The organism is Promicromonospora sp. NPDC050880, assembly GCF_044456525.1.
Taxonomy (GTDB): domain Bacteria; phylum Actinomycetota; class Actinomycetes; order Actinomycetales; family Cellulomonadaceae; genus Promicromonospora.
Map to the genome: position 1 here is coordinate 101824 of NZ_JBITFV010000009.1, position 23388 is coordinate 125211.

Consider the following 23388-nt stretch of genomic DNA (forward strand, 5'->3'; position numbering starts at 1 on the left):
GCGCAGTGGCGGGGGTCAGCGGACGAGCAGCTCTTCCGGGATCATCTCGTGCGCCGCCAACGGTGCGGCCAGGATCGTCTGGCCGGCTGCCTCGGACGCCCGGGTCAGCGCGTCGAACGGTACCTCCCAGCCGTCCGGACGTGGCAGGCGCACGTCACGCCCGGCCGCGCGGTAGAAGGCCTCTGCCCCGCCGGGTGTGGTGACCGTCAGGGTCTCGGCGTCGGCGGTGATGCGATGGGCAGTGGGGACCCCGCGGGGGATGACGACGACCCCGCCGGGCGACAGCTCGTAGCGGTGGTCGCCGACCCAGTAGGTGCCGCTCCCGGACAGCATGACGACGATCTCGTCCTCGTGGTGTTGCACGTAGACCGGGGACGCCGACCCTGCGGGCGCGTCGGTCGAGCGGAACAGGGAGAGCCGGCCGCCCGTGTGCTCCTCGTCGAGCAGCACGTGGATCCGGCTGCCGCCGAGCCACTCGAGGATCTCGTGCTGGTCGGCTCGTGCCACGTGCGGGGCCAGGTCCGGGGTTCCGGAGTACGCGGGCAGCAGGTCGTCGGGACACAGCGGGGGGCCGAGGACGACCTGCCCGTTGCCGGCCGCCGCCTCGCCCATGGTCTGCGGTGTGATCTCCCAGCCCTTCGGCCGGGGCGTGCGGGCGTCCCGGCCGGCCCCGCGGAAGAAGCCCTCCAGGCCGGCGGGCGTGCTCAGCGCCAGCAGGTCGGCTTCCGCGGTGATGCGGTAGGCGTGCGGGACCCCGCGGGGCAGGAACGCGACACCGCCCGCGTCCAGCTCGAACCGCTCGGCACCCACCCAGATGATCGCGCTGCCGCGCAGCAGCACGAAGATCTCGTCCTCCCGCGTGTGCAGGTGCGCGGGCGATGCCGCACCGGCCGGAGCGGCAGACCGGAACATCGCGAGCCGTCCGTCGGTCCGGGTGCCGTCCAGGAGCACCTGCATCATGCCGCCGCCGAGCCACTCCAGCATCTCGTGGTCAGCAGCGGTCGCCGCGTAGGGGGTTGCCATCTTCCGTCCTTCCGGTGGGGGTGCGCGCCGGACCGGTGCGTCGAGGTGCGGTCCGTCGGCGGGCGTGCGCGCGCCGACGGACCGTCCAGGCACCCGCCGACACTTCCAGGTCCGGCCCGGTACCCGAGGACTGCGCCAGGAGCATCGTGCAGGGTTGCGCATCCCCTTCGGGGAGTTCTAACGAACCCGGAAGAAATCGCCCGAGGCTCGCTGCGGCGAGACGGCCTACGGCGTCCGGCCGGCCGCGGAGCGTCCCTGGTGGATCGCCCAGGCGGCGTTGACCAGGCCGATGTGGCTGAAGGCCTGCGGAAAGTTGCCGATCAGCTCCCCGCCGGCAACCTCCTCGGCGAGCAGGCCGAGGTCGTTGGCGTACCGGACCGCCCGGCGGAAGGTGGCCTCGGCCTGCTCCAGCCGCCCGGCCTGGGCCTGCGCCTGCGCCAGCCAGAAGGTGCAGAGCAGGAAGCTGCCCTCCTCGCCGGCCAGCCCGTCCACCCCCGTGGCGGTCCGGTAGCGGTAGACCAGGCCCCGGTCGTCGGTGAGCCGCCCGGCGATCGCGTCGATCGTGGCCAGCACCTGGGGATCGTCCGCGGGCAGGAACCCCACGATCGGGATCATCAGGGCGGACGCGTCGAGGTCGGGTGAGCCGAACGACTGCGTGAAGGCGCCGGCCTCGGCGTTCCAGCCCTGCTCCAGGATCGCCGACCGGATCCGCGCGGCGACCGCGCGCCAGCGCCCGGCCCGGTCCCTGGCGCGCAGCTGGCTCGCCAGTGCCGCCGCACGGTCCAGCGCGACCCAGCACATCAGCTTGGAGAACAGGAACTGCCGCGGTGCGCCGCGGATCTCCCAGATGCCGTTGTCGGGCTGCTCCCACACCGCGGCGGCGGTGTCGGCCAGACCGACCAGGAAGTCGCGTGTCGCCTCCGCCGGCTCCCCGATCTGGTGACGCAGCCGGTGCGCGGAGGCCAGGAGCTCCCCGTACACGTCGAGCTGCGGCTGCGTCCACGCGGCGTTGCCCACCCGGACCGGGCGGCTGTCCCGCCAGCCGGAAAGGTGGGGCAACGTCCGCTCCGTCAGGTCGTGCTCACCACCCACGCCGAACATGATCTGCAGCGTCCCGCCGGGACCGTGCGCCGCCGCGGCGGCCATGAAGTCGAAGAACTCGTCCGCCTCGTGCGGGCAGGCCGCGACCCACAGGGCGTCCATGGTGAGGCTCGCGTCGCGGACCCACGCGTAGCGGTAGTCCCAGTTCCGTTCGCCTCCGATCTCCTCGGGGAGCGACGTGGTCGCGGCGGCGACGATCGCCCCGGACGGCTGGTAGCTCAGCCCCTGCAGCACCAGTCCGGACCGGAGCACCAGGTCACGCCACGGCCCGTCGTAGGTCTGGTGCGCGGCCGACCAGGCCTGCCACGCGTCCGTCGTGGCCCGCAGGGACGCCGCGATCTGCTCGGGCGAGGAGGGCCGTAGCGGCGGGTCGGCGAGCTGCGCGTGCTGGAGCGCGAAACCTGCAGTCCGGCCGGCGACGATCCGGACGCTGGCCCGAGCCTCCCCGCCACCGAGCTCCCAGTCCACGGTGGACGACAGCAGCAGGCGGCTCGCACCTCCGGAGCAGCCGACGACGCCGTCCGCCTGCGTCAGCAGCGGCACGATCAACCCGTACTCCGGGCGCGGCCGCACCACGACCTCCAGATCGACCGCACCGCTGATCCCGCGCAGCCGCCGGAGCAGGGTGTGCGGGGCGTGCTCACCGAGCCGGTGCGGATCCTCCGCCGGGTCGTCGGTTCCGGTCCGGGCGTCCGTGAGGGCGAGTGCGTCGGTCAGCTCGACCGAGCCGGTCGGCGTGGTGAAGACCGTCCGCAGCACCAGGGTGCCGGGCACGTACTCCCGACGGACCTGGACGGCGCCGGCGTCGACGCCGGCCGGCCGGATCGTCCACGTGCCGGCGCCGTCGTCGAGCAGCCGGCCGAACACGGACGGGCTGTCGAAGCGCGGGAACCCGAGCCAGTCGACCGAGCCGTCGCGGCCGACCAGGGCCGCGGAGTGCCGGTCGGACAGCAGCCCGTAGTCGGCGATCGGTTGCCGGCTCATGGCGCCGGGACCTCGGGGCGGGTCATCGCCGCCCCCTGTCGTCGTCCGGCGTCGTCCGGTCGGAACGTCTCCACGAAGGGCCTCGCTTCCGTCACGGGTGCGCGGGACCGCGAAGCTCCCGGCACCCTCAGGTCTACCAGCCGAGCGGAACGACGGCCTCGGCGCCGGTCCTCTCGCACGGTAGGCGAGGGGGGACCACGGGGGAGGTTTCTTGCACCGTCGTAAGGATTCCCCGACGGGCCGCACCGGTTCGTCATCGATCTCCTGCCCGACCGCGACGCGACCGCGCGGGACCTCGGCGTCATCTCGTTCGGGCAGAGCACCGCCAGGCCGCGGGACCGGCCGTCGCGGTGCTCCCCGTCCGGCGGGGCGGCTGAGCCCCGGCGGTTGAACCGGTCGGTGGCGTGCCGTTGAATCGTCCGCATGAGTACGGAGACCAGCCCGCTGACCGCCGCCGACCTCGAGTTCCTCGGGCGCCCGCTGTACGGCTTCCTGTCCGTGGCCGGTGCGGCGGAGCCGCCGGAACCCCGGCCGGTGTGGTTCGAGGCCACCGCCGAGGGCACCGTCCAGCTCTTCACCGAGGCGGGCTCGGTGAAGGTGCGACGCCTGGCGCGCGACCCGCGCGCCTCGCTGGTCGTCGCGGCCCCCGTGGGGGAGCGCGAACGGTGGGTGTCCGTCGCCGGCCCGGCCACCGTCGAGGCCGACGGCGCGCACGACCTCGCCTCGCGCCTCGCCGCGCGGTACTGGGACCTGGACGACCCGGCACGGGCCGGCGACCTCGCCTCGATCCTGGCCGGGGAGCTGCTCCGCGTCGTCATCCACCCGGAGCGGGTGCGCCGGTACACGTACTGAACCGGCTGCAGGGCCGCCGTTACCAGGCGGCGGCCTGGGCCGCGATGAGTGCCGCCTCCACCCGGTTCCGCGCACCGGTGGTCCGCAGGATCGAGGTGACGTGCACCTTCACGGTGCCCTCGGCGAGGTGGAGCCGCCGAGCGATCTCGGCGTTCGAGAGGCCGTCGCCGACCAGAGCCAGGACCTCCTGCTCACGCGGTGTCAGCCGCTCGAAGCGCTCCCGGGCATGCTGCCGTGCGATGAAACGGGTGCCCATACCGGTCTGCAGCAGGCGACGCGAGACCGCCGGGGAGAAGTAGGCGCCGCCCTCCGCAGCCGCGTGCACTGCGAGCAGCAGTTCGCGGGGGTCACCGGACTTCAGCACGAACCCGTCGGCGCCCAGCCGGATCGCCTCGGCGACGTACTCGTCCTCACCGAACGTGGTGACCATGAGGCACGACGGAGAGCCGGTGGTGCGCCGGATCTCCGCCAGAGTGTCCAGACCGCTCATCGGCCCCATGCGGACGTCCAGGAGCACGACGTCCGGACGGTTCGCCCGGACAGCCGCCAGCGTCTCCTCACCGGAGGAAACCTCCGCGACGACACGGACCGAGTCGTCGGTCCCGAGGATTCCGGCGAGGCCTGCGCGCACCAGGGGCTCGTCGTCAGCGAGGAGGACCCGGAGCGGTGCGGTCCGGGGTACCGCACTCACTGCGCGACTCCGACCACGACGTCGGCCGACGTGACGTGGTGCTCCGCCCAGCAGATCCGATAGGCGTCACCCGACGCATCGTCGAGCGGGTCGGCGGTCACGGCGTAGTAGTCGCAGGCCGGGTCGGCACCGGGCGGCGGATCGAGGGTCGTACCAGGCAACAGCGGCTGGACGTCGGCCCGGGCGTCGCCGACGTCGATCCTGGCGAACGCCGCCGGGCCGAGCATCGCACGCCGGGCGTCGAGGTTGTCCGCGAGCTGGATCGCTGTCGCGACTGCCACCAGCGCGGCCGACGGCGCCAGCACCGCGGCCAGCAGCAGCGCTCCGCCTCGCCGCCGGGCGCGGGCCAGGCCGTCGGTGACCGCGCGGGCATCCCGCGGCGACCTGGCTCGGGGGCCGGGCTCGTGGCCTGCCGGCCGCGCGCCGTCCTCAGGCACGCCGCCGGACGACCGCCCTTCCGGCACGGGGTGCAGCTCGGCGGTCAGCACATAGGTGCCCGACCGGGGGCCTGCCTCGAAAGATCCGCCGGTCCTGCGCACGTGCTCGGCGAGCGAGCGGAGCCCGGTGCCGCCGTCGGACGCCGCTCGTTCGTGATCGCGCTCCACCGGACCGGTGGACGGCGGCAGCGGGTTGCTCACGGTCACGACGAGCCGGCGTGCCGCCGCCTCGCCGGGCGCGGGGGAGACCTGCGACGCCCCGGGGACCAGCGTGACCCGGACCGGCCGGCCCGGGGCGTGCCTGAGGGCGTTGGTCAGCCCTTCCCGGACCACACGGGTCACCGCCGGGTCGTAGGCCGAGACGAGATCGTCGCCGGGCGGCGCGGTGAGCACGACGTCGGCGCCGGCTCGGCGCGCCTCCTGCACGAGCGCCTCCACGTCGGCCTGCCCGCCCGGCGAAGGTCGCGCGTCGGCCCGCCCCGTGCGCAGCGTCTGGACGGACGCGCCCAGCCGGGCGACGGCATCGGAGACCTGACGCCGCGCGAGCGAGACCGACTCCTGCACGGAGGTGGCCGGGTCGGCAGCACCTGACGGCCGAGGGGCGCTCGTGCCACGCTCCAGCTCCAGCTCCAGCCGGCCCAGGTTGACGGCAACCAGGCTGAGCGCGTGCCCGAGGTCGTCGTGCAGGCTCTCGGCGAGCTGCAGGCGTTGCCGGGCGAGGTCGGTCTCGGCGCGCAGCCGTTCCGTGTCCTGCTCGCGGACGAGGGCCGACGCCGCGTCGGCCTCGGCGTTCCGGCGTGCCCGCCATGCCAGGGCCACCGCCCACGGGAGCACACCGGTCACGACGCCGCGGGCCGTGGCGACCAGCGCGTCACGGAGGTCGGCCCACCCGGCCAGCACGGCGCCTGCGCCTGCGGCGGCCCCGACAGCCATGGCCACGACCCCGAGCCGTCCTCCGCCGCGCAGCAGCCCGAGGAGGGCGGCGACCGCGGCCAGCGGGACCATCCACCAGGGACTCACCCCGGCGAGGACCAGCAGCGCGGCGAAGGCTGCCGCAGCGACGAGCAGGGCGAGGCCCCGCACGGGCAGGTGCGCGGGGGAGTGCTCGACGTCGCGCGTCCAGGGCTCGTGGGTCACCGCACCATCGTCGCCGACGCCCCGCATCCTCCGCCTCCGGCCCCGGTCTGATCTTCGGGCCGGCCCACTACCACCAAGGTCATAGCTGGTTCCTGACCCAGGCCAGATCCGCACGGCATCGCCGATTCCTAGCGTTCTCGACATGTCCACAACACGCCATGCCCCGGCCCGCTCCGCGGTGTCGGTCCGAGGGCCGGTCCCACGGTCCGTGCTGCCCTTCTCGCTGGGCACCTTCCTGGTGCTGGCCGCCGTCGCCACGCTGGCCTGGCCCGCACGCGAACGTCTCTTCGAGGCCGTCGCCGGTGCGACCGCCGCCTCACCTCTCGCCGGCCTCGCGGGCCTTGTCGCCGACAAGGGGCTGCTGCTCCTCGTCGGAGTCACGGCCTGCCTCGCGCTCGTCACCTGGCGCCGCGACCGGCCCGCCTTCTGGCTGCTCGTCGCCGCCGGAGCCGGCACCGTCACCGCATACGCGACGAGCGAGGCGGTGAAGGTCCTCGTCGCAGAGGAGCGACCGTGCCGCACGGTCGACGTCGCCACCGTGCTGGACTGTCCCGTGCCGGGCGACTGGTCCTGGCCCAGCAACCACGCGACGATCGCGGGGGCGCTCGCGGTCGCCTGCCTGCTGGTGGCGCCGCGTCTGTGGCCCGCGGTCGTACCGCTCGCACTGGCCGTCGCCGGGGCCCGGGTGGCCGCGGGCGTCCACTACGTGCACGACGTCGCGTCCGGTCTGGCCCTCGCAGTCCTCCTCACCGTCCTGGTGAGCCTGGCGGTTCATGCCGCCGGTCGGCGCCTCGCGTCCCGGAGGTGGCCGACCCCGGCGGGGCCGGCCACGCCCGTCACGCCTCGATCGACCGCGCGCCCGTCACGGGCGGCTCGGCGGACCACGGGAAGGTGATCCACAGATCGGTGTCCTTCCACGAGTAGTCGGGCTGGATGATCGTGCGCGGCTTGGTGAACAGCACGGCCGAGCGGGCCTCGGCGCCCTGCTTGGCCAGGAGGTCCATGACCAGCGCCAGGGTGCGGCCGGAGTCGGCGACGTCGTCGACCACCAGGACCTTCGCGCCGGGGAGGTCGGAGGTGTCCATGAGGGGCGGCAGCACGCGCGGGTCGTCGAGCGTCTTGCCGATGTCGGTGTAGAACTCGATGTTCAGCGTGCCGACACCCTTGGTGCCGAGCGCGTACGCCATCGCACCGCCGGGTACCAGGCCGCCGCGCGCCACGGCGATCACCACGTCCGGCACGAATCCGCTGTCCACCACCTGGTGGGCCAGGTCGCGGACCGCGTCGGGGAAGGTCTCCCAGGTGAGCACCTCGCGCTCCGGCGGCGTCACGGGCTCGGGGGCGGGCAGTTCAGTCGACGTCATGGGACGACCCTACGAGACGTGGCGGGCACCCGGTTCGGGTGCCCGCCACGTCTCGGTCTTGACCAGCGAGGATGCGCAGGCTGCGTGCGGCACGTCTCACGTCACGAGGCAGCGCCCGGTGACGCGAGGGTGCCGCGACGGAGCGGCCGTCGGGTCAGGCCGCCTTGGCCTCGAGGATGTCGACGACGAAGACCAGCGTCGAGTTCGCCGGGATGGCGCCGTTCTCCTGGTCGCCGTAGCCCTGGTCGGCCGGGACGACGAGCAGCACCTGGCTGCCCACCTTCTGGCCGGCGATCCCGTTGGTCCAGCCGGGGATCACGCCGTTGAGCGGGAACGACGTCGGCGTGCCGCGGCTCCACGAGGAGTCGAACGACGTGCCGTCGAGCAGGCAGCCCGCGTACTGCACGGTGACGGTCTGGTCCTTGGTGACCTCGGCGCCGTCGCCCTGGACCAGGGGCTGCACGACCAGGTCGGTCGGCGCCTCGTAGCCCTCGGGGATGGTGACGGTCGGCTGGCCGTCGTCGGCGAGCTCGACGGTGGGCAGGCCTGCCTCGGGCTCGACGGCGGTGCCCTCGGCGCGGGTCGGGATGTCCTTGACGCCGGAGACCTCGACGACGGTGACCTGGACGGTCTGGTCCATCGCGGTGCTCGCCATGGCGATGCGCGCGCCGACCTTCTGGCCGATCAGGCGGTCGTTGAGCAGGTCGTACTGCGGGTCGCCCAGCGTGAACGACTCGGGCTTCTTGGTCTCCCACGTGGAGTAGGTCTGCTTGCCGTCCTTGCCACCCAGGACCACGTAGTCGATGGTGGCCTGCGCGCCCTCGGCGAGCTCGTCGCCGGTGCCCTCGTCGACCACACGGGACGACGGGGTGCTGACCTCCAGCGGGGTCTTGAACGAGACCTCCGGGGCCTTGCCGACGGGGCCGGAGACCTCGATCCCCTCCACCGCCTTGACGTCCTCCTCGGACGGGCTCGGCGCGGGCGAGGGCGCGGCGGCCGGGGTCACCTCGCAGACGTTGCCGTCGGAGGCGGCGCCGCCGTCCGCGGCGTCGTCGCCGCTTGCGCAGCCGGTGAGGGCGATGGATGCCAGCGCGACGGCCGCCAGGCCGGCGGTGGTGCGGTGCTTCACGAGTAGTCCTTCGGTCGGTGTGCGCCTTGCTGGGGACCGCCACACTCTAGCGGGCTCGGATGAGTGAGGCTTTCAGGCTGCGGGCAGGTTCGGGCGGGGGTCGAGCCATCCGCCCCACCCTGCGGAAGAATAGATGCCATGCCGTCGAAGCGCCGCTCCAGCAAGCGTCCGTACGCCGCGGGCCACGTCCCCCTCGACGTGGACCGCGCGACGGGCGGCCGCCGCAGCGAGTCCGCCGCCGACGGCGAGTGGGTGGTGCAGCACATCCGCTCGTCCGACAAGACCTATGTCTGCCCGGCCTGCCGCCAGGAGGTCACCCCGGGGACGGCGCACGTGGTCGCGTGGCGGACCGACGGGTTCGGCGGCCCCGACGCCGGCCTGGACGCCCGCCGGCACTGGCACACGAGCTGCTGGCAGCGCCGCGCGAACCTGCGGTGACGCGCGCTCGTCGGACGTGCGGGCCGAGGGGGAGAGAATGGGACCGATGACTTCCGAAGCCAAGCCCGCGGCCCACCAGATCCGTTCGCTCACCGTGCTGCCCGCGCAGCGCGAGGACGTCGAGCTGCACACCGCCGACGACCTCACCCTGGTCGGCGAGCTCGCCCTGCCCGCGGACGCCGAGCCTGCCGCCACCCTGCTGACGTTCCACCCGCTGCCCACCCACGGCGGCTTCATGGACTCCCACGTGTACCGCAAGGCGGCCTGGCGCCTGCCCGCGCTGGCCGACCTCGCGGTCCTGCGGTTCAACACCCGGGGCACCTCCTCGCCGCGCGGGACGAGCGAGGGCGCCTTCGACGGCGGCGACGCCGAACGGTACGACGTCGCCGCCGCCATCGAGCTGGCCGAGTTCCGCGGCCTGCCCCGGCCGTGGCTGGTCGGCTGGTCGTTCGGCACGGAGCTGGTGCTCAAGCACGGCGCCGACCCCGCCGTCGAGGGCGCGATCCTGCTGTCCCCGCCACTGCACCGCGCGACGGACGAGGACCTGGACCGCTGGGCCGCGTTCGGCAAGCCGCTCGTGGTCCTGGTGCCGGAGCTCGACGACTACCTCCGGCCCGAGGAGGCGCGCCGCCGCTTCGCGCGGGTGCCGCAGGCCGAGGTGATCGGGGTCGACGGGGCGAAGCACCTGTGGGTCGGCGAGCCCGCCGTCGCGCGCGTGCTGAACGAGATCGTCGCCCACGTGCTGCCCGGCCACCCGCTCCCGCTGCCCACGCACTGGGACGGGCCGCTGGGCACGTCCTGAGCGCGCGTACCGGGCGGCATCGACGCACCATGGCAGCAACGACCACAGGAGGACGACGATGACCTCATCCCACGGAACCCTGGCGACCTATCCGCTGCACGAGGGCGGGGGCCTTCCGCTCGTGCTGCTGCACGGCTTCCCCCTCGACCACCGCATGTGGGCCACCTGCGCGCAGCACCTGCCGCCCGGTACGCGGGCGATCGGCGTGGACCTGCCGGGCGCAGGGCACAGCGACCTGGACGGGTACGCCCCGAGCATCGAGCACGCCGCGGACTGCGTCTACCGGACCATGGTCGAGCAGGGCGAGGGCAACGCCGTCGTCGTCGGGCACTCCATGGGCGGGTACGTGGCTCTCGCGCTGGCCGAACGGCACCCGGGGTTCGTGGCCGGACTCGGCCTGGTCGGCACCAAGTCCACCGCAGACACCGACGAGGCCCGAGCCAAGCGGCTCCGGATCGCCGCCGCGGCGGACGACAGCCAGACCGTGGACGCCGTGCTCGGCATGCCCGCCGCCCTGGTCGGCACCACGACGACCGAGCACCGCCGGCAGCTCTTCCCCGTGCTCGACTCGTGGATCCGGGCGCAGTCCCCGGCGGGGGTCGCCTGGGCCCAGCGCGCCATGGCGGCGCGTCCCGACCGGACGGCGGTGCTCGAACGCTTCGACGCGCCGGTCGCGGTGGTGGTGGGCACCGAGGACACGATCACACCGCTCGCCGAGGCCGAGCACATGGTGCGGGCCGCGGCCGGTTCCCCCTCGGGGGCCACCACGGGCGACGCCGCCCTCACCGTGGTGCCCGGCGTCGGCCACATGAGTGTGGTCGAGGACCCGCAGGCGGTCGCCGCGGCCCTGGCCCTGCTGCACAACCAGGTGGTCGCCCACCACCACCACTGAGCGCCCGTACGACGAACGGCGGCCCTCCCGCACGGGAGGGCCGCCGTTCGTCGTACGAGACGGGCGTCAGCTGGAGGCGCCGGCCTTCTCGGCCACCGGCTCCTCGGCGTCCTCGCTCTCGGCGGGGGACGAGGCCGAGTCGGCCGCGCTCTGGCCGGCCTTCGTGCTGGCCTTCGTGCCCTTGACCGACGGGATCACGACGGTGGCGTTGCCGACGGGCACCGGCGTCGGGTTGCTCGGCGGGATCGAGGCCGGCATGGACCCGGTGTCGGTCGAGACCTCGGGCTCGGCCTCGGTGCCGTCGCCGACGACCGCGAACCGTGCCTGCTGCGCCGGGGTGGCCCCGGACAGACCCTTCGGCTTGGCCGGCAGCGCGGGCTTGGCCGGAGCGGCGTCGCCCGGCGTGCCGAGCATGCCACGCAGCTCGTCCAGGTAGGAGTTGATCGAGTCGTGCTGACGCGTGAGGTCCTCGAGCTGGTGCTGCGCGGCGGACCGGCTGGACTCGGCCTCGGCGCGGGCGTCGTCGATGGTCTGCTCCGCGAACTCGCGGGCCTCCGCGACGATCCGGTCGGCGGACTTGCGGGCGTCGGCCACGAGGTCCTTGACGTAGACGTCGGACTCCGAGCGGATCTTCTCCGCCTGCTCCAGCGCCACGGCCACGCGCTTCTCCGCCTCGGCGGCGTGCTCCTCGGCCGTCGCGACGAGCTTCGCCGTCTCGGCCTTGGCCGTCTCGTGCCGCTCGGCAAGCTCCTTCTCCACGGCCTCCTTGCGGGTCGCGATGTCGAGCTCCGCCTGGGCGAGCGCCGCACGCGCCTGCTCGCGCAGGTCCTCCATCTCGGTGGTGACGGCGTTGGACGCCTCGGCGGCCTGGCGGCGCGCCTCCGAGAGGATCTGCTCGGCCTCGGCCCGGGCGCTCGCCAGCATGGCGGACGAGTCGCGCTCGGCGGTCTCGCGCTGCTCGGTGGTCTCGGCGTTGACCTTGGCGCGCAGCGCGGCGGTCTCGCGCTCCGTGTTCACGCGCAGCTCGGTGGTCTCGCGCTCCACGGTCGAGCGCAGGGTGCCGAGCTCGCGCTCCAGGCTGGCGCGGCGCTCGCTCTCCTCGGCGCTGATCGCGCTGGCGATCTGCGCGGACTCGCGCTCGGCGGAACCCACGAGCTCCTCGGCCCGGCGCTGCGCGGCGAGCAGGTGGCCCTCGGCCTCGGCGGCCGTCGTGGTGCGGATCTCCTCGGCCTCGCGGCGGGCGCTGGCGAGCATCTCGGCAACCTCGGACTCGGCGCGCGACCGCACCTGCCCGCCGGACAGCTTCGCCCGTGCCATGATGTCCGCGGCCTGCTGGTTGGCCTGGTTGATGATGTCGGTCGACTGGTCCTCCGCGGAGCGAAGCAGCAGCTCGATCCGCGAGCCGAGGCCGGCGTACGACGGCTTCTCGGTCTCGCGGAGGTTGCGCTTGGCGTCGTTGAGGTCCTGCGTGAGCTGCATGGCGCGGCTGTCGGAGGCCTCGACCTGTCGACGTGCCTCTTCGAGGGCATGGTTCAGCCGGTCCAGGTGCGCGTGCACCTGGTCGCGGTCGTACCCGCGCATGGCAGTCGGAAAGAGCGAGCGCTCGTCGGACACGGTGCAGACCTCCAGTGTCGGGACTTGGTGAGGCGCGGGTCAGGCTCCCCCCTGTGGGACGCCGTTCGTTACGGCCCGTCCGGCGCCCAGGATACGTGTGTTGTGCTGATGTGGATACACCACTACCGGATGCAATGTACGGATTGCATGGAATACTCACGGCGGCCCGCGCGGCCCCGGTCGCGACCTGGTGGTTCCGTCGCCCCGGTGAAGGAAGGGTGAGGATCCCGGCCGAACCGCACAAGCACGACCGTCATTGGACAGTCGTCCGTGATCGGTCCTTATGCTGGATCACCCACCTGATCGACGGGCACGCGCCCAAAATTCGAAGGGAATCGGTGGTGCAACGCTTTCTGGCGACTCTCCTGATCCTCGCCGGCCTCGGCGGGATCGGTTACGGGGTCGCGACGGCGACCGTCCTGCGCGAGTCCGACACCGTCGTCGCGACCGCGACCCCCAGCGGTGACGGAACCATGGTCGTGACGGAGCCCGGTGTGCTGGGGCTCGTCGACGACCAGGTGACCGTGCGGGCCACCGTGCCCGAAGGACAGAAGGTCACGCTCGCGCTCGGGTCCGACGTCGACGTGCTCGGCTGGGTCGGCACCGACCCCTACGACTCGGTGACCGGCCTGTCGTCCTGGGAGACGCTGAGCGTCGTCCCGGGCACCGGCCCCGCCACCGACGAGGCAGCGGACGGCGAGTCCGAGGCCCCGGCCGACGAGGCCCCGGCCGAGAAGCCGAGCACCGGCCCCGACCCCGCCGGGTCGGACATGTGGCTGTCCGAGGTGAGCGGCGAGACCACCGTCTCGATGCGCTGGACCGAGGAGCCGGGCCGCGTCGTGCTGCTGGCGGCCGGCGTCGGCAAGGACGCCGTGGCACCGACGCTCGAGCTGACCTGGCCGCGTCCGGTGACCACCCCCTACCTGTGGCCCGGCGTGCTCGGCGGTGGCTTCGCCCTGATCCTGGGCATCTTCATGGCCATCGGCGCGCGCCGCGGCAAGGGTGGCAAGAGCAAGAGCAAGAAGGCGAGCAAGGGCCGGACGCCCTCGACGGTCCGTACCCGCACGCCCGACTCCGACCTGCCGCGCCGCGACGTCTTCGGCGTGGACGGCGAGCAGCCGGGCACGCACGGCGCCGAGCCGGGTGGATTCCCGCCCGCGCAGCCCGATCCCGCCGCCGGCGGCACCAGCGTCTTCCCGCCCGCCTCGGGAGAACCGGCGCAGGAGCACACGGCGACGTTCCCGCCCGCTGCCCCGGAGCCGGTCGGGAGCGGTGCGGCCGGGTTCTCGCCGGCGCGCCGGCTCCGGCCGGGGCGTGGCGCGCCGGAGCCCGCCGCACCGCAGACCGAGCCCGAACCGGCCCCGGCCTGGGGTCCGCCCGCCCCGTTCGGCGGGGCCGGGGGAGCAGCGCCGATCACGCCGCCGCCCGCGCCGGAACCCGTCGCGGCGCCGGCCGCCTCGATCCGCGGCCTGCGGCGCAGCCGGCGGGCACAGCCGGGCAGCGCTCCCGCTGCGGCGCCGGTCCAGCCCGCGTCGCTCGGCGGGGTCGCCCCGGAGCAGGCTCCCGCGGCGCCCGAGGCGACCGAGCAGACGGCGTCGGGCCGGCCGATGACGCGGCGTGAGATGCGCATGCGGGAGCAGGCGCAGCGCCGGGCGGCGACGGGTGCGATGCCCGCCGTGCCCGCGGCCGCGCCGGAGCCCGAGCCCGAGCCCGAGGAACAGCAGACACCGAACAGCCGTGCTGCCGCATGGCGCCAGACCTGGGGAGTCACCGGGTCCGACGACGGAGGCAACCGATGAGCCGCACGACCAGCCGCACGCACAAGGTACGAACCCGATCCGCGGCCGTGGTCGCGGCCCTTGCCGTCGCCGGCCTGCTCACCGGCTGCGCCGAGGAGCTGCCCACCCCGAAGCCGGAGGCGCCGGTCGCCGCGGCCGTCGTCACGCAGGCGCAGGAGCGCGAGATCCTGGACAAGGTGGCGGGTGTCGTCGAGAAGGTGACCAAGTCCAGCCAGGCCGAGGACCTCGCCGGCCGCCTGTCCGGTCCGGCGCTCGACATCCGCGAGACGCAGCTCAAGGTGGCCGCGGCCCGCAAGGACCAGGAACCGCTCACGGACCTGTCGATGCAGATGCAGCAGGTGATCCTGCCGTCCGACCAGGAGTGGCCGCGCAACAGCTTCGCCATCACGGTGCAGCCCAAGGACCTGACCACCCCCGTGCTCATGACCTTCGAGCAGGCGAGCGCCCGCGACCAGTACAAGCTGTGGGGCTGGGTCCGCCTGCTGCCGGGCGTCACCATGCCGCGTTTCGCGGAGGCGGACCTGGGCAGCGCCGCGGTCGCGGCGGACGACGAGAGCCTCAAGACGACGCCGACGGACGCGATCAAGCAGTACGCGTCGGTGCTCACCGTCGACAAGGACTCCAAGTACGCGGGCAACTTCGCGGACGACGACCTGCGCCAGTTCTTCCGGGACTACGGCAAGCTGCAGGTCGACGCGATCAACAAGGAGGAGTGCAAGGGCGCCTTCGAGGTCGCGTACGAGCCCACGAAGGACCCGGTCAAGTCCGTCCGCACGGCGGACGGCGGCGCGCTCGTCATGGCGGCGATGATCAGCAAGGAGACCATCACCGCGAAGGAGGAGGGCTGCGAGATCGGCCCGCCGACCAAGACCACCCAGGCCCTGTGGGGCGACGCCGACGTGACCAACGTCGTCGAGGTGAACTACCAGGACATGGTGGCGATGTACGTGCCGCCGAAGGGCTCGGACGACCAGATCAGCCTGGTCGGTTACGAGCACGTGCCGATGTCGGTCTCGAACGGCTGACCGTCTCGGCACCCGCCGCTAGGGTGGCCCCCGTGAATCCACGGAGGCCACCCTTGCTGCGTTCCGGAGCACGTTCGCGGGCAGTCATCGCCCTGATGGGGATCGGTACGACGGTGGCGTTGCTCGCCGGCTGCTCGGCCGAGCCGCCCGTCCCGGAACCCGAGGCGCCGGTGGTCGCGGCGGTGGTCAGCGAGCCGCAGGAACGCGAGATCCTCCAGAGCGTCGCGACCGTCCTGGAGGGCGCCGGGCAGGGTGGTGCTCCGCTGGCCTCGCGCCTGACCGGACCCGCGCTCACGATGCGCGAGGCCGAGCTGAAGGTCGCCGACGCGGCCGACGATCCCCGCGGCCTGACCGACCTGTCGATGCAGATGCAGCAGGTGATCCTGCCCTCGGACCAGGGGTGGCCCCGCAGCAGCTTCGCCGTCACGGAGCAGCCCGACGCCCGGACGACGCCCGTGCTCATGGCCTTCGAGCAGGCCGGCGCCCGCGACCAGTACAAGCTGTGGGCCTACGTCCAGCTGGCGTCCCTGGTGACCATGCCGCGGTTCGCCGAGCCAGGCTTCGGCAGCGCCACCGTCCCGGCGGACGACACGAGCCTCCTGGTGCCGCCCGGCGTCGTGGCAGGCCAGTACGCGTCCGTGCTGACGGTCGGGGACCGGTCGAAGCACGCGGGCACCTTCGCCGCGGACGACGCACTCCGGCAGCGGCTGCGCGAAGACGGCCGCGAGCAGGTCGCCCAGATCGAGGAGCAGGACGGCGAGGGCCGGTTCAGCACCGCGTTCGAGCCGGTCGAGGGCGCGGTCAAGGCGGTCCGGACCGTCGACGGCGGCGCCATGGTGCTGGCCGCGCTCCGGGGTCAGGAGACGCTCCGGGCCGAGGAAGGCTGGCAGCTCGCACCCGTCTCGTCGTCGGCCGCCGCGCTGTGGGGCGGCGGCGCCGGGAACGACGTCCTGAAGACCTCCTACCACTACACCGTGGCGTGGTACGTGCCGCCGGCCGGATCGGCCGCCACGGTGAGCCTGCTCGGCTTCCACCGCGTGCCCTACGCCGTCTCGGGAGGCTGACCTCCGGGCGTCGGCTGTGGGCGGACCGCCCGGTCCCGGACAACCCGCCCCGGGCTGCCGGCGCGCCGGGGTGACCGGCGAGTGATCGCCCAGAGCGGAGTCGGCGGGTGAGTCGCGCGCCGTTCATTAGGATTGCGCCCATGAGCAGTGCCACCCCTCAGCCCGGTCCCGCCCGGAGCGCGCAGCCCGAGTTCGCGGTGCGCGGCGCGGTCGACCTGTCCGCCCTCAACCGTCCCCAGGCGCCGCCGCCCGGCGAGCCCGGCGGTGCGCCCGAAGCCGGCGGCTTCGTCGTGGACGTGAGCGAGGCGAACTTCGAGCAGCTCGTCCGCGACTCGGCCACCTACCCGGTGGTGATCCTGCTGTGGATCCCGACCGACCAGGCGAACGCCGACCTCGGTGCGACGCTCGGCCGCCTCGCGCAGGAGTACGGCGGCCGGTTCCTGCTCGGCCGCGTCGACGCGCAGGCGTCCCCGCAGGTCGCCGCGGCGTTCCAGGTGCAGGGCGTGCCCACGGTCGTCGCGGTGCTGCAGGGGCAGCCCCTGCCGCTGTTCCAGGGCGCCGCCGACGAGCAGCAGATCCGCGGCGTGCTGGACCAGGTGCTGGCCGCCGCCGAGCAGAACGGCGTCACCGGCCGGGCGCCCGGTGCGGCGGCCGCGAACGGCGAGCCGGAGCCCGAGCCGGAGAAGCCGCTGCCGCCCCTGCACCAGGAGGCGTACGACGCCATCGAGCGTGACGACCTCGGTGCCGCGGCGGCCGCCTACGAGAAGGCGCTCCGGCAGGACCCGAAGGACACCGACGCGACCGCGGGCCTGGCGCAGGTGCACCTCATGCAGCGCACCCACGACGCCGACCTCGCAGCGGTCCGGAAGGCCGCGGCGGACGCCCCGGCCGACGTCGACGCGGCGCTCGCCGTCGCCGACATGGACATGCTGGGCGGCAAGGTCGACGACGCGTTCGCCCGCCTGCTGGACCTGCTCCCGGGCGCCGACGCCGACGGCAAGGAGAAGATCCGGGTCCGCCTGCTGGAGCTCTTCGAGGTGGCCGGCACCACGGACCCGCGCGTGAGCAAGGCCCGCAAGCGCCTGGCCATCAGCCTGTACTGACGACCGTTGAGTGCGGGACATTCGCCCTTCTGTTCGGGTCAGAAGGGCGAATATCCCGCACTCAACGAGGTTCTGGGGTCAGGATGAGAGCGCCCAGCGGGGGGACGCGGATCTCGGCCGACCAGCGTCGGCCGTGGTGCGGCACCCGCTCCGCCCGGACGCGGCCCATGTTGCCCACGCCCGAACCGCCGTAGACGGTCGCGTCGGTGTTCAGCACCTCGAGCCACACGTGGCCCTCGTCCGCGTCGCCGACGATGTCGACCAGCGGCGTCGGCGACGGGCGGACCGACGTCTCGACCGGCTCGGCGGGCGGCAGGGCCTCGACGGCTCCTGGCCCGGGGCCGGCCGGGCGCGGCACGTCCGGCAGCGGCAGGCGGTACCCCTCGTGCGGGATGCCCGCGAAGTTCACGACCACCACCACCGGGTCGCCGGACCGGGACCGGCGCACGTAGGCGAGCACGTTGTGGTCGGCGTCGTCGGACTCCAGCCACTCGAAGCCCGCCGGGTCGAAGTCGAGCTCCCACAGCGCGGGTGTCGCACGGTAGAGCGCGTTCAGGTCCCGGACCACGTGCTGCACGCCCGCGTGCCCGGCGTCGCCGAGCAGGTCCCAGCGCAGGCCCTCCGACTCGGCCCACTCGGTGTCCTGCGCGAACTCGCACCCCATGAACAGGAGCTGCTTGCCGGGGTGCGTCCACTGGTAGGTCAGGAACGACCGCACGCCCGCGAGCTGCTGCCACCGGTCGCCAGGCATCTTGCGCAGCAGCGACCCCTTGCCGTGCACCACCTCGTCGTGGCTGATCGGCAGCACGAACTGCTCCGTGTACGCGTACACGAGGGAGAAGGTGAGCTCGCCGTGGTGGTAGCGGCGGTTGTACGGGTCCTCGGCCAGGTAGCGGAGGGTGTCGTTCATCCAGCCCATGTTCCACTTCAGGCCGAACCCCAGGCCGCCGCTGGAGGTCGGCCCGGTGACCTGCGGAAAGGCCGTGGACTCCTCGGCGATCATCATGACGCCGGGCGTGCGCCGGTACGCGGTCGCGTTCGCCTCCTGCAGGAACGCGATGGCCTCCAGGTTCTCCCGCCCGCCGTGCACGTTGGGCGTCCACTCGCCCTCCTTGCGGGAGTAGTCGAGGTAGAGCATGGAGGCGACGGCGTCCACGCGCAGCGCGTCGGCGTGGAACTCCTCGAACCAGTAGGTCGCGTTCGCCACCAGGAAGTTGCGCACCTCGCGGCGGCCGAAGTCGAAGATCAGCGTGCCCCAGTCCTGCTGCTCACCGCGCCGGGGGTCGGGGTGCTCGTACAGGGGCCCGCCGTCGAACCGGGCCAGGGCGAACTCGTCGCGCGGGAAGTGCGCGGGCACCCAGTCCAGGATGACGCCGATCCCCGCCTGGTGGAGCCGGTCGACGAGGTACCGGAAGTCGTCGGGCGAGCCGAACCGTGAGGTCGGCGCGTAGTAGCTGGTGACCTGGTAGCCCCACGAGCCGCCGTACGGGTGCTCCGCGACGGGCAGCAGCTCCACGTGCGTGAAGCCCTGCTCCGTGACGTAGGTCGCGAGCTGCTCCGCCAGCTCCCGGTAGCCGAGGCCGGGACGCCAGGAACCCAGGTGCACCTCGTACACGCTCAGGGGCGCGGAGTGCGGGTCGGTGGCGGCCCGGGCGGCGAGCCACGCGTCGTCGTGCCACTCGTGCGTCGAGGACGTGACCACGCTCGCGGTGGCGGGCGGGTGCTCCGTCGCCTTGGCCAGCGGGTCCGCCTTGGCGCGCCAGACGCCGTCGGCCCCCAGGATCTCGAACTTGTACCGCAGGCCGGGGCCGACGTCCGGGACGAACAGCTCCCAGACGCCCGTGGAACCCAGCGACCGCATGGGGTGCGTGCCGCCCCAGCCGTTGTGGTCGCCCACGAGCCGCACGCCGCGCGCGTTCGGTGCCCAGACGGCGAACGCGACGCCCGCGATGTCGCCGTCCGCGCTCGGGTAGCGGTGCAGGTTGGCGCCGAGCACCTGCCAGAGCTGCTCGTGGCGGCCCTCGCCGATCAGGTGCAGATCGACCTCGCCCAGCGTGGGCAGGAACCGGTAGGGATCGTCGGACACCCACGTGTCCGTGCCCGAGCGGGTGCGGATGCGGTAGTCGGGGGCGTGCCGGGACCCGTCCGGCTCCTCGGCGGCCGGGACGACGGCGGCCCAGACCCCCGCGCCCTGGTGGGTCGCGGACACCTCGCCGTCCGGTGTGGTCACCACGACCTCGTCCGCGAGCGGGCGCAGCGCGCGCACGACGGCCCACGGGCCGTCGAGCAGGTGCGGGCCGAGCACGGTGTGCGGGTCGTGGTGGGTCCCGGACGCGATGGCGGTCAGGAGCTCGAGGTCGACGTCGGGCAGGTCAGCCATGGGTTTACCTTTCCATGCCAGGTGCCCGGCGTGCGACACGTCACAGGTTCATGAGACGCACGGCCCGAGTGGGCGGTTGGCTTCGGTCTCGTGCACAGCGGCTGGTTCGACTTCGGTCGGTTGCGCTGAGATCGGTCATTTGATTGACCGATCTCGGCGCAACCGACCGAAGTCAGGTGTCTGCGCGGCGCAACCAACCGAAGTCAACGGTCCTGCAGGACGCGTTCCACTGCCGCCAGCGGGATGTGCATCCAGGCGGGCCGGTGCCGGAACTCGTAGACCACCTCGTAGAGCGCCTTGTCCACGGTCAGGGCGCGCAGGAGCAGCTCGGCGGTGGCGACGTCGAGCTCGCTGCCCGACGTCGCGGCACCGGGCACCGGGCGGACCGTGCCCTCGTGCGCCTCGCCGCTGGCCTGCCGGTACCCCTCGAGGAAGCCGATCTGGGCGTGGGACACCCACTGCGGGTCGGTGGCCCGGCCGACGGCGCCCGCGTAGTCGAGGGAGCGCAGCATCCCCGCGACGTCGCGCAGGGGCAGGTCGGGCGCGGTGCGCTCGGCCACGGGGCGCTGCGGCTCGCCCTCGAAGTCGAGCACCTTCCAGCCGTCGGGCGAGTACAGGGCCTGGCCGAGGTGCAGGTCGCCGTGGATGGACTGGAGCCGCACGATGCTCCCGGCGCGCTCGCCGACGGCGGCCAGCCGGGCGCTCACGGCGTCGTACAGGGCGGTGACGCCCGCGCGCTGCGGGGCCAGGTCCGGCACGTCCGCGAACGCCTCGGCGGCCCGGCGGCGCAGCACGCCCATGAAGCCCGCCGGTTCGAGCGCCGGCCCCGGGCCGAGCGCCTCGCGCAGCGTCGTGTGCAGGTGTGCGACGACCGCGCCGAGCTCGGCCGCACGCTCCCCGAAGTCCTCGTCGCGTGCCGCGTACGCGCAGGCCAGCTCGAACCCGTCGGTCGCGTCGTGGACGAGCTCGGACAGCACGGCGAGGTGGGCGAGCGGCGCGGGGGCCGGGTCGCCGGAGGCCGTGCCGGTGCCGCCCTGGCCGGCGGGTACCGGTAGCGGCACCGCCCCGAGGAACCGGGGCACACCGTCCCAGCCGGCCCGCGTCAGAGCCTCGGGGATCACGACGTCGGGGTGCGGGCCGAGCGCGACCGTCCGCAGGATCTTGAGCATGCCGCCCCGGCCCGTCGCGTGCGGCAGGGCCGGCAGCACGACCGACGTGTTCGACTGCTCCCCGGAGATGCGCCGCGCCCCGCGCAGCTCCGCGCAGTCCTCTGGTTCGCACGCGGCGGGCAGCGCGGCGGTGAAGTAGGCGTGCCAGGCCGCGGGGTGCACGCCGCCGTCGTGCACGGTGGCCGTGCCCGACGCCGTGGTCACGGTGCCGATCAGCCCGGCCGCCTCGGTGTCGGCGGTGTCGGCCTCGGGCTCCGCCGTCGGGGTCAGCACGAGCGGGACCTGGACGACGAGCGACTCGTCGCCGGTCGCGAGCCCGGGCCCCGCCAGCCGCAGCAGCGCGACCACGACGTCGGCCACCCCCGCGAAGGTGACGGTGAGCCACGGCTCGTGCACCACGCCCTCGGCGGGCACGGGGTACCACCGCTGCCGGGGCAGCCACGTGTCGAGCAGCCGCAGCACCTCCGGGGCGAGGTGCGCGGCTCCGGGGGAGACGTGGACGGGGCGCGCCGGGCTCACACCTCTCGCGCCTGCCCGCCGGTCTCCGCCTGGCCTGCCGGGGCCGGCTGATCCGCCGGGGTCGCCCGTTCCGCGGGCGCCGCCTGTGCCGGTGCCGGCGGGGCCAGCACGAGCCAGTAGAAGTCGCGGGCGCCCCACGTCATCGTCAGCACGCCGTCGTCACCCACGCACGGGAACCCGGCCCCGCCGAACACGTCGGTGAGCGTCCAGCCCGCGTACCCGGGGAGCTTGATGGTGGAGGAGCGGGCGGTGGCCGACAGGTTCGCGGCGATCAGCAGGGTCTCCTCCGCCGAGGAGCGGGTGAACGCGATGACCGACTCGTCGTTGCAGTCCAGCGCCGTGAAGTCGCCCGTGCCGAACGTGGGGTGCAGCCGGCGGAAGGCCAGCATGTTGTGCATCCAGTGCAGCAGCGACGTGGGCTGCGCGAGCTGGGCCTCGACGTTGGTGTGCTGGTAGTGGTGCACCAGCGACTGGATCAGCGGCAGGTAGAGCTTGCCCGGGTCGGCGGTGGAGAAGCCGGCGTTGCGGTCCGGCGTCCACTGCATCGGGGTGCGCACCGCATCGCGGTCGGGCAGCCAGATGTTGTCGCCCATGCCGATCTCGTCGCCGTAGTACAGGCACGGCGTGCCCGGCAGCGACAGCAGGAGGGCGTTGGCCAGCTCGATCTCCTTGCGGGAGTTGTCGAGCAGCGGCGCGAGCCGCCGCCGGATGCCCACGTTGGCGCGCATCCGGGGGTCGGGGGCGTACCAGCCGTACATGCTGGCGCGTTCCTCCGTCGACACCATCTCCAGCGTGAGCTCGTCGTGGTTGCGCAGGAACGTGCTCCACTGCGCGTGCGGCGGGATGGCCGGGGTGTCCGCGAGGATCTCCAGGAGCTGGCGGGCCCGCTGGTCGCGGATCGCGTAGAAGATGCGCGGCATCACCGGGAAGTGGAAGCACATGTGGCACTCGGGATCGTCCTCCGTGCCGAAGTACTCCACCACGTCCGCGGGCCACTGGTTGGCCTCGGCCAGGAGGATCCGGCCCGGGAACTCCGTGTCGACCATGCGCCGGACCCGGCGCAGGAACCGGTGCGTCTCGGGCAGGTTCTCGCTGTTGGTGCCCTCCTCCTCGAACAGGTACGGCACGGCGTCGAGCCGGAAGCCGTCCACGCCGAGCTGCAGCCAGAACCGCGCGACGTCGAGCATCGCCTCGCCCACGCGCGGGTTCTCGAAGTTGAGGTCGGGCTGGTGGTTGAAGAACCGGTGCCAGAAGTACTGCCGGCGCACCGGGTCGAACGTCCAGTTCGACGTCTCGGTGTCGACGAAGATGATGCGCGCGTCCTCGTACCGCGTCGGGTCGTCGCTCCAGACGTAGAAGTCGCCGTACGGGCCCTCGGGGTCGGCCCGCGAGGCCTGGAACCACGGGTGGGCGTCGCTGGTGTGGTTCATGACCAGGTCGATCACCACGCGGATGCCGCGCTCGTGCGCCGCGGCGACCAGGTCGCTGAAGTCCGAGATCGTGCCGTACTGCGGTGCGACGGCGGTGAAGTCGGCGACGTCGTACCCGCCGTCGCGCAGCGGGGACGGGAAGAACGGGGGCAGCCAGAGGCAGTCGACGCCCAGCCACTCCAGGTAGTCCAGGCGTTCGACCAGGCCCCGCAGGTCGCCCGTGCCGTTGTCCCCGGAGTCGGAGAACGAGCGGATCATGACCTCGTAGAAGACGGCCTTCTTGTACCACTCGGGGTCGTCGACGAGGCCCTTGCGGCGCGCGTCGAGCCGCGGCTGCCGGCGTGGCGGCAGCGCCTGGACGGGCACCGGGACGGACGGCGGGTTGGGCATGCTGGGCCGCTCGGGCTGCGGCCGGGCAGCAGGCTGCTCGGCCGG

Annotated in this window: 19 protein-coding genes; 9 read left to right on the top strand and 10 right to left on the bottom strand. The window is 73.6% G+C overall.

The window, feature by feature from the left end:
- Positions 1-15 precede the first annotated feature (15 nt).
- Together ACIBBF_RS16030 and ACIBBF_RS16035 are read right to left on the bottom strand one after the other, a co-directional pair.
- Complete coding sequence (locus tag ACIBBF_RS16030) at positions 16-1023, bottom strand: cupin domain-containing protein (RefSeq protein ID WP_397415045.1); 1008 nt, start codon at positions 1021-1023, stop codon at positions 16-18.
- 225 nt (positions 1024-1248) lie between these two features.
- On the bottom strand, positions 1249-3108 hold the full coding sequence (locus ACIBBF_RS16035; RefSeq protein ID WP_397415048.1) for a glycoside hydrolase family 15 protein: 1860 nt from the start codon (positions 3106-3108) through the stop codon (positions 1249-1251).
- 423 nt (positions 3109-3531) lie between these two features.
- On the opposite strand from ACIBBF_RS16035, the gene ACIBBF_RS16040 reads away from it, so the two are divergent.
- Positions 3532-3960 carry a pyridoxamine 5'-phosphate oxidase family protein gene (locus ACIBBF_RS16040; RefSeq protein ID WP_397415050.1) on the top strand — a complete coding sequence of 143 codons (429 nt, stop codon included), beginning with the start codon at positions 3532-3534 and terminating at the stop codon, positions 3958-3960.
- 19 nt (positions 3961-3979) lie between these two features.
- On the opposite strand, the gene ACIBBF_RS16045 is transcribed toward ACIBBF_RS16040, so the two are convergent.
- Positions 3980-4651 (bottom strand): response regulator, encoded by a 672-nt coding sequence (locus ACIBBF_RS16045; RefSeq protein ID WP_397415052.1) that lies wholly within the window; start codon positions 4649-4651, stop codon positions 3980-3982.
- A complete protein-coding gene (locus ACIBBF_RS16050) occupies positions 4648-6225 on the bottom strand; it encodes a sensor histidine kinase (protein ID WP_397415054.1) in 1578 nt (525 codons plus the stop codon). Before ACIBBF_RS16050 ends, ACIBBF_RS16045 begins: the two co-directional genes overlap by 4 nt.
- A gap of 142 nt (positions 6226-6367) precedes the next feature.
- On the opposite strand from ACIBBF_RS16050, the gene ACIBBF_RS16055 reads away from it, so the two are divergent.
- The gene (locus tag ACIBBF_RS16055; RefSeq protein WP_397415056.1) at positions 6368-7120 is read left to right on the top strand and encodes a phosphatase PAP2 family protein; all 753 of its coding nucleotides are present in this window, start codon (positions 6368-6370) and stop codon (positions 7118-7120) included.
- On the opposite strand, the gene ACIBBF_RS16060 is transcribed toward ACIBBF_RS16055, so the two are convergent.
- Complete coding sequence (locus tag ACIBBF_RS16060) at positions 7062-7589, bottom strand: phosphoribosyltransferase (protein WP_397415058.1); 528 nt, start codon at positions 7587-7589, stop codon at positions 7062-7064. The genes ACIBBF_RS16055 and ACIBBF_RS16060 overlap by 59 nt on opposite strands.
- Positions 7590-7743: 154 nt before the next feature.
- Entirely contained in the window at positions 7744-8718 is a 975-nt protein-coding gene (locus ACIBBF_RS16065; RefSeq protein ID WP_397415060.1) for an FKBP-type peptidyl-prolyl cis-trans isomerase, read from the bottom strand.
- A 138-nt stretch (positions 8719-8856) separates the two neighbouring features.
- Here ACIBBF_RS16065 and ACIBBF_RS16070 point away from each other — a divergent pair, with 138 nt between their 5' ends.
- The 3 genes from ACIBBF_RS16070 to ACIBBF_RS16080 are packed head-to-tail and all read left to right on the top strand — an operon-like array spanning position 8857 to position 10850.
- Positions 8857-9156 (top strand): hypothetical protein, encoded by a 300-nt coding sequence (locus tag ACIBBF_RS16070; RefSeq protein ID WP_397415062.1) that lies wholly within the window; start codon positions 8857-8859, stop codon positions 9154-9156.
- A gap of 37 nt (positions 9157-9193) precedes the next feature.
- On the top strand, positions 9194-9958 hold the full coding sequence (locus ACIBBF_RS16075) for an alpha/beta hydrolase (RefSeq protein ID WP_397415064.1): 765 nt from the start codon (positions 9194-9196) through the stop codon (positions 9956-9958).
- 58 nt (positions 9959-10016) lie between these two features.
- Positions 10017-10850 (top strand): alpha/beta fold hydrolase, encoded by an 834-nt coding sequence (locus ACIBBF_RS16080; RefSeq protein ID WP_397415067.1) that lies wholly within the window; start codon positions 10017-10019, stop codon positions 10848-10850.
- 66 nt (positions 10851-10916) lie between these two features.
- Here the strand turns inward: ACIBBF_RS16080 and ACIBBF_RS16085 are convergent, their stop codons facing one another.
- Positions 10917-12464, bottom strand: coding sequence for a DivIVA domain-containing protein (locus ACIBBF_RS16085; protein WP_397415070.1), 1548 nt, complete (start codon positions 12462-12464; stop codon positions 10917-10919).
- A gap of 341 nt (positions 12465-12805) precedes the next feature.
- Between ACIBBF_RS16085 and ACIBBF_RS16090 the strand changes: the two genes are divergently transcribed.
- From ACIBBF_RS16090 to ACIBBF_RS16105, 4 genes are all read left to right on the top strand, one after another.
- The gene (locus ACIBBF_RS16090) at positions 12806-14263 is read left to right on the top strand and encodes a hypothetical protein (protein WP_397415072.1); all 1458 of its coding nucleotides are present in this window, start codon (positions 12806-12808) and stop codon (positions 14261-14263) included.
- Positions 14260-15288, top strand: coding sequence for a hypothetical protein (locus tag ACIBBF_RS16095; protein WP_397415074.1), 1029 nt, complete (start codon positions 14260-14262; stop codon positions 15286-15288). Before ACIBBF_RS16090 ends, ACIBBF_RS16095 begins: the two co-directional genes overlap by 4 nt.
- A 95-nt stretch (positions 15289-15383) precedes the next feature.
- Entirely contained in the window at positions 15384-16352 is a 969-nt protein-coding gene (locus tag ACIBBF_RS16100; protein ID WP_397415077.1) for a hypothetical protein, read from the top strand.
- A 140-nt stretch (positions 16353-16492) separates the two neighbouring features.
- Positions 16493-17455, top strand: coding sequence for a tetratricopeptide repeat protein (locus tag ACIBBF_RS16105; RefSeq protein ID WP_397415079.1), 963 nt, complete (start codon positions 16493-16495; stop codon positions 17453-17455).
- 61 nt (positions 17456-17516) lie between these two features.
- Here ACIBBF_RS16105 and glgB read toward each other — a convergent pair whose 3' ends face one another.
- The 3 genes from glgB to treS form a co-directional block, all read right to left on the bottom strand.
- On the bottom strand, positions 17517-19835 hold the full coding sequence (gene glgB, locus ACIBBF_RS16110; protein ID WP_397415082.1) for a 1,4-alpha-glucan branching protein GlgB: 2319 nt from the start codon (positions 19833-19835) through the stop codon (positions 17517-17519).
- A 203-nt stretch (positions 19836-20038) separates the two neighbouring features.
- Positions 20039-21523: an aminoglycoside phosphotransferase gene (locus tag ACIBBF_RS16115; RefSeq protein ID WP_397415084.1), complete on the bottom strand. Its 1485-nt coding sequence runs from the start codon at positions 21521-21523 to the stop codon at positions 20039-20041.
- Entirely contained in the window at positions 21520-23343 is a 1824-nt protein-coding gene (treS, locus tag ACIBBF_RS16120; RefSeq protein WP_397415201.1) for a maltose alpha-D-glucosyltransferase, read from the bottom strand. The genes ACIBBF_RS16115 and treS overlap by 4 nt, the downstream gene beginning before the upstream one ends.
- Between the last annotated feature and the right edge of the window lie 45 nt (positions 23344-23388).

Coding starts and splice junctions, on each gene's coding strand:
- ACIBBF_RS16030 (WP_397415045.1), bottom strand. CDS start 1,023: ATGGCAACCCCCTACGCGGCGACCGCTGCTGACCACGAGATGCTGGAG.
- ACIBBF_RS16035 (WP_397415048.1), bottom strand. CDS start 3,108: ATGAGCCGGCAACCGATCGCCGACTACGGGCTGCTGTCCGACCGGCAC.
- ACIBBF_RS16040 (WP_397415050.1), top strand. CDS start 3,532: ATGAGTACGGAGACCAGCCCGCTGACCGCCGCCGACCTCGAGTTCCTC.
- ACIBBF_RS16055 (WP_397415056.1), top strand. CDS start 6,368: ATGTCCACAACACGCCATGCCCCGGCCCGCTCCGCGGTGTCGGTCCGA.
- ACIBBF_RS16060 (WP_397415058.1), bottom strand. CDS start 7,589: ATGACGTCGACTGAACTGCCCGCCCCCGAGCCCGTGACGCCGCCGGAG.
- ACIBBF_RS16070 (WP_397415062.1), top strand. CDS start 8,857: ATGCCGTCGAAGCGCCGCTCCAGCAAGCGTCCGTACGCCGCGGGCCAC.
- ACIBBF_RS16075 (WP_397415064.1), top strand. CDS start 9,194: ATGGGACCGATGACTTCCGAAGCCAAGCCCGCGGCCCACCAGATCCGT.
- ACIBBF_RS16080 (WP_397415067.1), top strand. CDS start 10,017: ATGACCTCATCCCACGGAACCCTGGCGACCTATCCGCTGCACGAGGGC.
- ACIBBF_RS16095 (WP_397415074.1), top strand. CDS start 14,260: ATGAGCCGCACGACCAGCCGCACGCACAAGGTACGAACCCGATCCGCG.
- ACIBBF_RS16100 (WP_397415077.1), top strand. CDS start 15,384: ATGGGGATCGGTACGACGGTGGCGTTGCTCGCCGGCTGCTCGGCCGAG.
- ACIBBF_RS16105 (WP_397415079.1), top strand. CDS start 16,493: ATGAGCAGTGCCACCCCTCAGCCCGGTCCCGCCCGGAGCGCGCAGCCC.
- glgB (WP_397415082.1), bottom strand. CDS start 19,835: ATGGCTGACCTGCCCGACGTCGACCTCGAGCTCCTGACCGCCATCGCG.
- treS (WP_397415201.1), bottom strand. CDS start 23,343: ATGCCCAACCCGCCGTCCGTCCCGGTGCCCGTCCAGGCGCTGCCGCCA.